This window comes from Clostridioides mangenotii TR, from assembly GCF_000498755.1.
In the GTDB taxonomy this organism is placed as follows: domain Bacteria; phylum Bacillota; class Clostridia; order Peptostreptococcales; family Peptostreptococcaceae; genus Metaclostridioides; species Metaclostridioides mangenotii_A.
In genome coordinates this window covers 152,082-164,249 of record NZ_AXUS01000002.1, presented here as the reverse complement: position 1 = coordinate 164,249, position 12,168 = coordinate 152,082, and the positions used below count along the sequence as shown (strand labels likewise).

At 27.7% G+C, this 12,168-nt stretch carries 11 protein-coding genes and 2 pseudogenes; 8 read left to right on the top strand and 5 right to left on the bottom strand.

The window, feature by feature from the left end; translation table 11 throughout:
- Window positions 1-506: 506 nt before the first annotated feature.
- From T473_RS20045 to T473_RS20040, 6 genes and pseudogenes are all read left to right on the top strand, one after another.
- Window positions 507-584 (top strand): annotated as a pseudogene (locus T473_RS20045) (SHOCT domain-containing protein); the annotation flags it as partial.
- 157 nt (window positions 585-741) lie between these two features.
- Window positions 742-939, top strand: a complete 198-nt coding sequence (locus T473_RS0101725) for a hypothetical protein (protein ID WP_152522255.1) — start codon at window positions 742-744, stop codon at window positions 937-939.
- A 63-nt stretch (window positions 940-1,002) separates the two neighbouring features.
- The gene (locus T473_RS0101720) at window positions 1,003-1,191 is read left to right on the top strand and encodes a hypothetical protein (protein WP_024620351.1); all 189 of its coding nucleotides are present in this window, start codon (window positions 1,003-1,005) and stop codon (window positions 1,189-1,191) included.
- A gap of 628 nt (window positions 1,192-1,819) precedes the next feature.
- Window positions 1,820-2,095 (top strand): nitrilase-related carbon-nitrogen hydrolase, encoded by a 276-nt coding sequence (locus T473_RS19520; protein ID WP_330369324.1) that lies wholly within the window; start codon window positions 1,820-1,822, stop codon window positions 2,093-2,095.
- Window positions 2,092-2,577: a nitrilase-related carbon-nitrogen hydrolase gene (locus T473_RS19515; protein ID WP_330369323.1), complete on the top strand. Its 486-nt coding sequence runs from the start codon at window positions 2,092-2,094 to the stop codon at window positions 2,575-2,577. Before T473_RS19520 ends, T473_RS19515 begins: the two co-directional genes overlap by 4 nt.
- A pseudogene (locus T473_RS20040) lies at window positions 2,553-2,621 on the top strand (hypothetical protein); the annotation flags it as partial. The gene T473_RS19515 and the pseudogene T473_RS20040, both read left to right, overlap by 25 nt.
- A 497-nt stretch (window positions 2,622-3,118) precedes the next feature.
- Here the strand turns inward: T473_RS20040 and T473_RS17565 are convergent.
- The 4 genes from T473_RS17565 to T473_RS0101695 form a co-directional block, all read right to left on the bottom strand.
- On the bottom strand, window positions 3,119-3,265 hold the full coding sequence (locus tag T473_RS17565; RefSeq protein ID WP_077173542.1) for an AgrD family cyclic lactone autoinducer peptide: 147 nt from the start codon (window positions 3,263-3,265) through the stop codon (window positions 3,119-3,121).
- Complete coding sequence (locus tag T473_RS0101705; protein WP_024620350.1) at window positions 3,262-3,849, bottom strand: accessory gene regulator ArgB-like protein; 588 nt, start codon at window positions 3,847-3,849, stop codon at window positions 3,262-3,264. The genes T473_RS17565 and T473_RS0101705 overlap by 4 nt, the downstream gene beginning before the upstream one ends.
- A 34-nt stretch (window positions 3,850-3,883) precedes the next feature.
- Window positions 3,884-5,116, bottom strand: coding sequence for a GHKL domain-containing protein (locus T473_RS0101700; RefSeq protein WP_024620349.1), 1,233 nt, complete (start codon window positions 5,114-5,116; stop codon window positions 3,884-3,886).
- Window positions 5,117-6,705: 1,589 nt separating this feature from the next.
- On the bottom strand, window positions 6,706-7,455 hold the full coding sequence (locus tag T473_RS0101695; RefSeq protein WP_024620348.1) for an EFR1 family ferrodoxin: 750 nt from the start codon (window positions 7,453-7,455) through the stop codon (window positions 6,706-6,708).
- A 163-nt stretch (window positions 7,456-7,618) separates the two neighbouring features.
- Here T473_RS0101695 and T473_RS0101690 point away from each other — a divergent pair, with 163 nt between their 5' ends.
- The gene (locus tag T473_RS0101690) at window positions 7,619-8,158 is read left to right on the top strand and encodes a TetR/AcrR family transcriptional regulator (protein ID WP_024620347.1); all 540 of its coding nucleotides are present in this window, start codon (window positions 7,619-7,621) and stop codon (window positions 8,156-8,158) included.
- Window positions 8,159-8,308: 150 nt separating this feature from the next.
- Here T473_RS0101690 and T473_RS0101685 read toward each other — a convergent pair whose 3' ends face one another.
- Window positions 8,309-9,409, bottom strand: coding sequence for a CapA family protein (locus T473_RS0101685; protein ID WP_024620346.1), 1,101 nt, complete (start codon window positions 9,407-9,409; stop codon window positions 8,309-8,311).
- 773 nt (window positions 9,410-10,182) lie between these two features.
- Between T473_RS0101685 and cspC the strand changes: the two genes are divergently transcribed.
- The gene (cspC, locus tag T473_RS0101675) at window positions 10,183-11,853 is read left to right on the top strand and encodes a bile acid germinant receptor pseudoprotease CspC (protein ID WP_024620345.1); all 1,671 of its coding nucleotides are present in this window, start codon (window positions 10,183-10,185) and stop codon (window positions 11,851-11,853) included.
- The last annotated feature ends 315 nt before the right edge of the window (window positions 11,854-12,168 follow it).

Sequence of the window (12,168 nt, the reverse complement as noted above, 5' to 3'; positions counted from 1 at the left end):
TTACCGAATGAGTGTAGTGAGTAAATAAGAGTGGTGTAATTGCCACTCTATTTTTTGCTTAGAGTATCTTTATAAATTTCCCAGTTATGTGAGAATAATTTATCAAAACTATATACTAAAAACATAAATCATGTTACTTTAAAAATTGAACTAAATAATTTGTTAGATAAGAGGTATATATATGGGTATAAAAAAATAATTAAAACTTCATTAATATTATTTTAAATATTGATATTAATATTATTTTGTTTATTTGATTTTTTAGGTATGAATATAAACGTAAAATTAAAAGTAGGTTTGATGCTTATCTTTATTTCGGCTTTATTAAATTTTTTAAATATTTTTCTTGTACAATAGTCATAGGTATAGTGCTTAATTTAATTACACGAGGAAATATGAATATTATCCGTATTATTGTGTTGTCTATTGGTTTTTCATTCGTGTCTATATTTATTAATATAAAAAATTAAACGAGCTTACTATTAATGTAACATGAGGTAGAAACATTAAAAGAATTGCTAGACATAGGAGCAATGACAGAGGACGAATTTAACACTAAGAAAAAGGAACTATTAAATATATAGACAGTAAAGAAGAGTTAGTTTATAAAAATACTAACTCTTTATTATATAGTTAGAAATATGTACTAGAAGATAAAAGTTATAGACACACACTAATACATATTGCATAAACATATAAGTAAAGGTTCTGAAAATTCTATACTATACAAGAGGATGGGAATTGGAGGATGGATTAATGCTTAATATAATAACCTTGTTAACCTATATCGCAATAGCTACCGTTAGTCTAATTATAATATATAACTATGGACGAAAGTTAGAGCAAGAAATTTACTCAGAACAAAGAAAAAAATTTGAGCAACTTAATATAGAAAATATGAAATTAGAGAATGAAATTCGAAATAAAAAACAAAGTTAGATTATTGATATAGAAGGTACTCAAATGTACCTTCTATACAATATTATTATGAGGGGGAAACTATTGAAAGTAGTATTTACAATACCAGGAGAGTGTGTCAGCAAAGATAGACCTAGGTTTAATAATGGACATGCTCGTATTGTATTTGGATTTTTAATAACTATTACATTTGTCTTAGATATTGTAACTGTTATATATTATGAAAAAAAGAATAGAAAATTTAAATTAGATTTTTATAAAAATCAATATTAAAATAAATTAAACTTAAGAACCCTAGAAATAGGATTCTTTTCTATATTGTAGATTATCACCTGCTTTCAGTATTAAAACAAACATAAGATAATAGTATTATTAAAAAATATTCCACGACAGATAGGTTTTCCACCCTAGATAATAATTAGTATCATTAAAGACTTAGATTAATTTTTAGCTTGTTATAACTTTTCATTGTATATATCACCTTAAGAAAGAACTATTTACTTAATAATTTATAAATATATAAAAAAACAATTATATTAAGTAAAATTAATACGACAAATGAGAGCACGGTTAATTTCATTTTTATCACAACTACCTTCTAATAAAATTTAATTTAAAATATTTTTTTCCTAGTCAGAAGAAATTACTTATATTTATTAGACGTGAAATTTAATTTAAAAGTTTCAAATTTATAGAAGGATTTAATTTAAAAGTGCACTTTCTTTACATTTGGGATAGCGATACCCTCAAAATAGCGTTTTTTTGTTGTATTCTAATTAAGTTATAAGTATAATCTAATTAGTGCATATATTTACATAGGGAAAATTTACCATCATGCATGAGGTAATAGTAAAAAGAAAATTTTTAATATTATAATTTTAATTGATTGAGGAGGATTATTTTGGAAGATTTATTGAAATCATGCAGAGTTGCTGTGGTGCAAGCATCGCCAATTCTATTTGACAAGACCGCGACAATTTTTAAAGTTATTGAAAAAATTAATGAAGCAGGAAGTAAAGGTGCTAATATTATTGTTTTTCCAGAATCGTTTGTACCTGCATATCCAAGGGGATTTTCTTATGGGTATGTTGTTGGCGGTAGAACTATGGAAGGGCGAGAGGACTGGAAGAAATATTATGATACTCCGTTATTGTTCCGAGTAAAGATACCGACTTGATTGGACAAGCAGCCAAAGAAGCTAATGCTTATGTATGTATAGGAGTTACTGAACGAGATAATATCAATTGTACTCTGTATTGTACCACACTTTATTTTGGTCCAGATGGATCATTGTTAGGAAAGCACCGCAAAATTAAGCCGACGGGTTCAGAGCGCCTTATTTGGGGAGAAGATGATGGAAGCACTTTAACAGCCATTAGTTCTCCTTATGGAGTGATTGGAGGTTTAACTTGTTGGGAGAATTATATGCCATTAGCGCGTGTTGCAATGTATCAAAAAGGTGTTTCAATTTATATAGCACCAACTGCTGATTCTCGCGAAGAATGGCAATATACTATGCGTCATATTGCTTTGGAGGGTAGGTGTTTTGTGATTGGATGTAATCAATATGTCACAAAAGTATGTATCCTCAAAACTTCAATTACCAAGATGAACTGGACAAGTGTCCTGAAAACATGTGTCCCGGGGGGAGTTGCATAGTCGATCCATTTGGAAAATATGTTGCTGGACCTATATGGGAAAAAGAGGAAATATTGTTTGCAGAACTAGATCTTGATTTAGTACCGCTTAGTCGTATGGATTTTGATCCAACCGGACATTATGCAAGACCTGATATTTTTGAGTTGATTGTACATGAATAATGTCACATGGAAGTTATATTTACAAAGCATGAATATTTGTAATGCTAGGAATTATTATGAGTTGGTTTATCACTAATGCTTGGATAATTTCTCTATTATTTTGTTTTGCTTGTTTTTTCATTAAAGATGAAGAATTACAAATACAAATTAAAACATAATGTTTAATTTTCGATTATAGAGAACTCTTATATAGGAGTTCTTTTTTTATGCAATAAAAGTAGAGAGAAAATGTGAGAAGAATAAAAAGTTAAGAGGTGTACACAAAGCCTTACAGTCGATAGGAGACTATGAAAAAAGTATTAAATTAAAAACGACTTACTATAGTAAAATTAATTTAGCTAAAGGAAGTCGTTTTTTAATTTAATACTTTTTTGGACTTTCTATTTCTTTTTAAAATTTTTTATATCCTGTGGCATTTTTGCTTGATGATTTAAAAATGTACAAGTAGAGTTAGCTGATAATTTAATAGCACTTACCGCTAAAGATCCTACTTTTTCCAATACTGTTGAAGTTATATCTTTTTTCATAAGTTAGTCACTCCTTTCTTGATGAGACCTAGAATTAACATTATAAAAATACATACAATAACAGATGATAAATACATAGCATACTCATAAGTTATCGTAAAATTAAAGCATATAGCTGAAATTACTATTAGAATACTACAGAGATATATTACTATTTTTTTATATTTTTTTCTTTCTTTGCTACTTAAAGGATTATGTCTATGCTCTTGTGGCACTAAAAAAAGTATCCCCATGTAACTTACAGATGCTAATACTATTATAAGTGTAGTTAAATTTGAATCAATTAGTTTATCTAACACGTATAAATTTGTTAGGAACATCGTAATGAAACAAAACAAACATCTTATATAATTTTCAGCATGAAACCCACCAGCAAATTGCCTTATTGAACAGTAAAATACTAAAAATAATAGTGTTTCAATAAATCTATTTAACAATGCTCCTATAGTTAGTATAATAATTATGTTACCTATAGAAGCTATTAATGTCTCAAATCCAAATGAATAAATTTCATAATCTTCATATTCTATTGTCTTCTTGGCAATTAAAAGTGATGTAATCTTATTAGCGCAAGACTTAACCATTTTCATCCCCTCCAAATATTTTTCATTAATTAAACTAATTTAAGCTTCCTATTACCTTAAATCGATTTCTAACTAAAGGTATCAAAATAGTCATTTCAAAATCATCTTCAGTTAAATCTAGTACTACCTCTCCCTTATACTTTTCTACTGATTTTATTATACTATTTATACCAATTCCAAATGGCAAAGATGCAAGAGGTTCCTGCTCATCTGTAATTATTTTATTTTTTAGAATAAGTTTATTAGTTTTGGGATTTTTGCACTTTATTACATGAAATTTATTTACAACTTTACCCGAAATATCTATTCTCTTTATCATACTATTGTTTCTAATATTTTTACACGCTTCTATTGAATTATCAATCATATTTGAATATATACAACATACATCTGCGGTTTCCATAAAATCGCACTTAGAAAAATCTACATCTACATTAAAATCTATAATACTTTCATCACAAATAGATTTTTTCTCATTTAAAAGTACATCTAAAAATAAATTATGTGTATCATAAAAAGTGTTCATTTGTTTTTTCTGTAAACACAAATAGTGTTTATATTGTAATTCCGTCTTTTCTTTAATTATCTCGTTTACTACTCTTGAATCATTATGTTTCACTATGTTGGATACAATCAAAATTAATGATGCGTTTGAAAGTAATAATACACATGATGCAGAGAATGCAATTATACTTTGTGAATAGCTAATAGTTGATATAGAAAACAATAAACTAATAATTGTAACGATACTAATGATGTTGGCAATAATTGGAATAGTTATGTATATATATTCTCTTTTGCTTATTTCAATTTTTAATTTAATTCCTTTAATTATAGGTATTAATAATAATAGCAATGACTTAGCCATAATGGTATTTTCTAACCTAAATACGTTATCTCCTAAAAGTACATCCATACTAGGAACTCTGTTTATTAAAATCACTAAACTACCAGCTATTGTATCAACTCCAGCTAACAACATAAAATAAAATAAAGTTATAAATACACATTTCAATATTGTTACTTTATAATTATATTTAAATATTGTGAAAGCCATAGCTATACCAATTAATAATTTTAAAATCGGATTAACTCCAATTACAGTCATGAGAAAAAGCACACAAATAGGTACTAGAAATAACAGATTTGAGACTAATTTACTTCTTTTTGCTTCACTTGCTTCATCAAAAATATACTTTAACACATACCACTCAATTACTCCTGCTATTAGTGTCATTAACAGCCAAAACAAATTTGAATCTAGCAAATTATATCACCAACCTTGATCTGGATAATACTATCCTTATAAATAACTATTCTATACATAGTCACGCCCCCTATAAGATTAATAGTTGCAGTATAAGAATTATTTTGATTCTATTGATAAAAAAATTTATTCTTATTTGAGAAAGTTAATTAATACGAGACTATGATATAAATTAAGATCAAATAACAAACCTATAAAGTCCTATTTATTGATTGTTTAAACTAAATTTTGCCATAAAACGTGTTCATATATAAAAATAATTCGACGTAAGTGATGTCTTATCCTTTTTTTTAGATTTTTTTTAATATATTATTAATTGTTGCCATAATGTTAACTTCTAGCGATGGTAAAAATATAAAAAGTTGAATGAAAGACCAAGATATAAGATTAATAGTGAAATCGTAATTTTGCAATACATAATGTAGAATTGTTCACTTAGAAGAACTAGTGAATATATGGTTTTTAATTATTAGTGAGGCGATAGACATGAGAGAAGAGATAACAATATTTACTACCATAATTTCTTTATTTACATTTTTAATTACATTTAAAAGGTTATTAGGACATTAAGTAGGTTTAGAAAGTTAAATTAAAGAGGATATAACAGTTATTTATAGGTAAATCTAGTAAATTTACTTATATAAGGAGGGATTTCTATATTTTACGCGAATCTCTAAATATGGGGTGAGTGTGAGGTCTCACTCAATATGCAAGTAATTATTAAGCAGGTATGCCTCCTACATACACTTGCTGATTGTTTTCCTTCTTTGATTAAATATATTAAAAGAAAGACTTAGATTAATTCTAGGTCTTTTCTTTTTCTTAATTTTAGTAATTAATAATAAAAAATTAAACAAGTCATTAATTATGTTAATTCAGTAGCTAGTTGTGGTAGGGATAAGACAATTCATAAAATAAAACCAAGAATAAAGTTGAAACATATGCTAAACCGACTAATGATGGAATCAGCAGTAGAATAAGATAGAAGAAACAGAATCTAAGGAAAAAACGAGCGAGGACTATACAAAGTAGAGTTCTTTTTTATTGCATAATATTAAGGTTAATTTAATACATTGTAATAACATCTTAGATAAATCTAAAAAATGTAAACTATAAAAATTATTCTATTACCACTAAAAAGCATCTTTAACATATGAGGTGTTTTTTTAGTATTAAAATAAGATAATTGTATATAATACTTATACAGGATTATTGGTTCACTTAATCGTGTTTCTCCTTAAATTTTGCATTGTGTATTATATATTCATGAAAAAGCACCGCTTTATGTGGTGTTTTTTTATTGCAAATTTTGGGGTAAATTAACAACAACAAGCCGCTTTTGCTATTCAAATTGGGTCAGATTTATGTTCTAATTAAAGTTTTGTATACTTTTCGTTATATCCATACAATCACTCTCCAATGACCATACTATCCATAGGAGGTTGATAGTATGAATATATTCAAAGAAAAGGGAATTAAGTATTAAGCCTATGCAATATATAAAAGCATAGACTTAATACTTAATTTAGATGCAAATAATTTATAAAATAGATTATATAAAAGGGTAGTTTATTTGCTATCCTCATTTTTTATTTTAAATAATATCTTGTTTTACCTTGTGTTTTATTTTTGTACTCAATAGCTTCATTAGGGCAACAAGAAATACATGCCATACAATGGGTACACTTATTTGACCAATAGGGCCTATTGTTATTCAGCACAATATTATTAAGAGGGCATAACTTTACACACTTTCCACAACCATTACAGAGTTCAGTAGTATAAAAGCCTTTTGCATGAACAAATAATTTATAGAAAAGTAAATTTACAATTCCGCTTTTTATTTTTCCTTTAAATCCACTTGGAGCAATAGTGATAAAATTATTTTCATTACCTATATCTGAAGCAATTTGATATATTAGAGGGTTAGCATTTAGTATTATTTTTTTTACTGTATTTTCATCAGATGACGGAAATAAAGCTATGTAATTATCAGGCATTATAACCTCTGCTATACCTTTCAAATCCCAGTTTTTATCTAGGCACAGCTTTTTAATATAACATATTGAGTTTGATGTATCAGCTCCACAAGTCATTATGAAATATACCTTGTTACTACCAGAGAAAGTCATTGTTGTGATAAACTCAGTCACAACCTGCGGAAGTCTCCAGGCATAGGTTGGACATACGAATATAAATGGACGATCTTTTGACACCAGTTGTTTTTTATTTTTCTGTTTCATAAGATGATTTATAGAAACTATTTCATCATTAATTTCTTTTGAAATTTTTTGAGCTACATACCTACTATTACCTGTACCAGTAAAATATAAAATCATAATTATCTCTCCTAAAAATCTATTTTCAATATCATGAACATGTGTTGACTTATATTCATGTGTTCATTATACTTTTAGTTAATTATTCATACAATCGGCAATAATCGATTATGTGTTCAATACTGTACACTTAACTTGAAAGTGTATAGTTTAGGAGGAATATATGAAAGATAGAAGATCAATAAAAACAAAAAAAGCTATCCGTGAAGCATTTTTATCCCTTATGGAGGAAAAGAAACTTAATCGCATAACAGTGTCTGAAATATCTAGAAGAGCTAATCTTGGAAGAGGTACATTTTACTTACACTATAATGATGTTTACGATTTGTACGATCATATAGAAGATGAATTGTATGGTGAACTTGGACAATTATTTGATGAATCCTATCCGAATTGTGATCCAACAAATCTTTTAACATTTACAAAAAATATCACAGAATACTTTCAAAAGAATCAAGATATTTTTTTACTTCTTGTACAGTCAGATTCAAATGGAAAAAACCTCAATAAACTCAAGTATTTTTTTAATAAAAAAATTTTACAGGATGGATTATGTAAAAATATATCTGAGTTTGATGAAGTTGAATCTATATTTATTGTTTCTGGAGTTGTAGGTGTATTAATAGAATGGTTAAATGATGGTATAATCGTACCACAAGATCATATATCATCTATTCTCTATAAAATTTTGCTTAAATTTTAAAACTAAATAAAAAGAATTAATAATCAGAGGTGTATTTTTTTCAACGTTGGAAAAGTAAATAATTCATAGGGTAGCTTAATTTGCTACCCTATTTTGTTTCTTGGATATAAACCTAATAATAAATATATTAGCTGAATGAATAAAAATATTTTATAGACCCTTACTATATTCCTTAATTCTATTCAGAACTCTTTCACCTTCTTCACCCTCTAATGGTGTAGGTTGGTAGGTGTTTCTGTACTTTGAAGATGATATAGTACATGGTAATATATTTGGTTTTTTAGAGTTTATTAATTTTCCATTTTCAAAATTAAATGTTTGTTGATATATCATTGAATCTTTATCACTAGGATTTTTGTTCCCACCAAAACAAAAATTGCTTAGACTATATGCTATTATTTTTTCTTCTCCATCTTTATTTGGGTAAGATTCTATGCCTTGTAGTACATGGGGATGACTTCCCATTACTAAATCAGCACCATTATCAATACTGAAATGGGCGAAATCTTTTTGAACCTTAGTAGGATAATTTTCTTTTTCTACACCCCAATGGAAATAAACAGTTACTAAGTCTGCTTCTTTTTTAAGTTCATCTATATCATTTTTTATATCTTCTAAATATTTATCATTATAGTTAGATTCCCAACCATTATAGGCAAGTAGTCCAACCTTAATACCTTTGGATTCTATTATAGCTTTTTCGCCCATTCCAGAATATTTTATACCATTACTATCCAATATATTTTTTGTATCTTCTAATCCCTTTTCGAAATAATCTAAGGAATGATTATTTGCTATACCTACAGCTTCTATATTGCCTTCTTTTAATATATTTACATAAGACGGATCTCCTTTAAAGGCAAATTGTTTTTCTTTGTTTCCATCAGTAGATGTTGTTAATGGACCCTCTAAATTAACTATAGTAATATCATCATTTTCAAATATTGATTTCACATTTTTAAAGAAATATGAATAATCATTATTTTGTTTTTTAAACTCTCCATCAAAAGTTTCGCTTCCAGTAGAACCCATATCATTACCCATAGTAACATCACCAGCAAAGCTCAAAGTAATACTTGTTTTCTTCTTTTCACGGAGAACATGTTTTTCAATGTCATTGTTTGAGTGTTTATTCAAACTAACAAGTGAAAATAATAATACAATTGATATAAATAATAATACAATTAATATTAATAAAGGTTTGCGTTTAATTCTATATTTAACTCTACGATTAATTCTTTTTTTTGTCATTGTAGTTCCTTTCTCTATGCATGGATATTCAATTTACTTATATCATACAGTAATATAGGTTATTTTGTCGATAAATTTTATAAAAAGATATATAACAAAAACTTTTTTATAAATGTTTACATTTTGCTAATAAATTCTAATTCCATATAAGAGAGAATATTTAATGTATACAACGCTAATTTATCTAGGGATGGTTTTTCTCTTAATTTATTAGTGTTCACCTTCATTTATTTCTTCGTTTGCATCTACATAGGTGCTTTTATTGCAATAAAAAATTGGGGTAGATCATCTATCCCTTATATAATTTTAAAAAATTTTGGAGGTAGTTTATGGAGCGAATGAGGGATCTTTAATATTAGTATGAAATACTTGGGCTATATTATAGGCAAAAAGTGGATGGATTATAATGTCTTTTTTCTAATGGGATAATGTTTCGTAATGGTTAAATATTTAAAAGATAAGGATTAATGAAATTCATAAATTCATTAAGGTAATAATATATTAGAATAAAGAAATTAAAATACCCGGAGCTGGATATGAAGGGGATGTACAGACACATACCCTGTAGACTACAATCTAATGGAGAAATAGTCGAGGTGGAATCTGAACTACTTAGTGAAGATGAGGAAAAATTGACTCTAGACTTATAATTTTAAAACATTTGTATAATTGGGAGCTGATCAAAGTCTAAACATTCATTATCCAAATTAAAATTATGGATATGGAGGTTTAAATATTAGAAAGATATTTGATTTATTTAAAGAGGAGGATATATGGAAAAATCATATTATATTGCGTATCAAGATGACTTAGAATCTGCTCTTAGGGAGAGAGGCCTAAATAACTTTATAATATTAAATAATAGACTTGCAGTCCTGTACACACCTTTAGATTTCAATTCAACTATTTTAAATGATATTTATGAGATATCTTGGTATAATGAATCGACTCCAATGAGTTCTTTGATAGATATAACGAATTATATAGAAATTGGGGAAAGTTCAAGAAAGATAACGGAAGTGGATTATATTTATAATAATGAATACAATGATATTACAGGAAAAGGAGTAATAATTGCAAATATAGATTCAGGAGTCAGTTATTTACATCCAGATTTAATAAGAGAAGATGGCTCCAGTAAAATAATGAGATTATGGGATCAAGAAGGCAGTATAAATCCTCCCCCGGAAGGGTATTTATTTGGAAGTGAATTTTCTAGGGAAGAATTAAATGCTGCTATAGCAAGAAATGATGGAAACTTAAGTAGAGATGATATAGGTACAGGGACGATGGCTGCAGGAATCACAGTTGGTAATGGAAGGATAAATTCTAACTATAAAGGGATAGCGGAGGGCTCTGAGTTAATTGTCGTTAAGTTAAGATCATATCCAGGGAAATATTATGTAGAAAAACGTAATTATACAATGTCAGATTTTTTAGCAGCATTTTCATATGTTATTAATGTTGCAGTAAGAGAAGAAAAATTTCTAATAATAAACTTAACGGTCGGTGCAAGATCTTCAATTGGATTTATAACAGCTCTAAATACATTTACTGAATTGGATTATCCAGGAATACTTGTAGTATGTGGTGCAGGAGACCAAAGAAACACATACATACATCATGCTGGTAAATTTATAAGCCAGACAGATGTAAATGATATTATTATTCAATATGGAGAAGGACAAAACTTAGATGTTTATATTAAAGGAGTTGATTTAGATAGGATAAACGCTACACTAATTTCACCGTCTGGAGAGGTGAGTTATACTGCATACTATGCACCGGATTATTATGAGTACATAGGAAAGTTCAATTTAGAAAACACAACATATAGAATTAGATACATATATCCATGGATAACTACAGGATCTGAACTTCTTGAGATAAACCTCAGAAATATGAAACCAGGAGCGTGGACACTTAGAGTTAGGCCGGATGTATTTATAAATGGTGAGTATCACGTTTATCTACCCAATAAGAATCTTTTAGGTCCTTATGATGGATTTATAGAAGCGAGTCCATATTCAACTATTACTTTATTTGGCATTGGTGAAAATATAATTACTGTAGGTGCTTATGACAATAGATATGATAGCATATGGTTTGGTTCATCAAGAGGTCCATCAATGGGCGCTTCTACTAAACCGGATTTTGTAGCTCCTGGTGTTAATATTATTTCTACTTATGGTAATAACAGCTATAGAACAGGAACAGGAACGGGAATAAGTAGTTCTATTATATCTGGTATGTTAGCATTGTTAATTGAGTATATATATAAACATGGTATTTATCCAAAATTGGAGTTGTATTCTCAAGTTCTAAAATCATATTTAATGATAGGGGCTACAAGAAATAAATTATATGAATATCCTAACAGCTCCCAAGGATATGGTGTCGTAAATTTCAAAAGAACTATTCAAATAATCTCAGATAGTTTATAATTCATTTTTAAAATAAAATTCTTTTTAAACTTTATAGTTATTTAATAAATATGGCTGCAATGTATGACTTTATATTGAGGGTATTATACCTATTTAGGTGGAGGAATCAAGAGAATTACAGAAGTTTCCAGACAGTTTAACTAAGTTTTTTGGTAATGACTTAAAGAGACATATAGAAAAGTAGTAGAGTGGTTGGAAAGTAGAAAATTAATGTAGTTTGTACTTTTTAAGTAAAAGTTACGAATTAATTATTTTAGGATTTTTATGTTTAATTGTCAAGCAAAAAATAGAGTATATAACTGTGATATAGGGTAG

Coding starts and splice junctions, on each gene's coding strand:
- T473_RS17565 (WP_077173542.1), bottom strand. CDS start 3,265: ATGAAAAAAGATATAACTTCAACAGTATTGGAAAAAGTAGGATCTTTA.
- T473_RS0101705 (WP_024620350.1), bottom strand. CDS start 3,849: ATGGTTAAGTCTTGCGCTAATAAGATTACATCACTTTTAATTGCCAAG.
- T473_RS0101695 (WP_024620348.1), bottom strand. CDS start 7,455: ATGATTTTATATTTTACTGGTACAGGTAATAGTAGGTATGTAGCTCAA.
- T473_RS0101690 (WP_024620347.1), top strand. CDS start 7,619: ATGAAAGATAGAAGATCAATAAAAACAAAAAAAGCTATCCGTGAAGCA.
- T473_RS0101685 (WP_024620346.1), bottom strand. CDS start 9,409: ATGACAAAAAAAAGAATTAATCGTAGAGTTAAATATAGAATTAAACGC.
- cspC (WP_024620345.1), top strand. CDS start 10,183: ATGGAAAAATCATATTATATTGCGTATCAAGATGACTTAGAATCTGCT.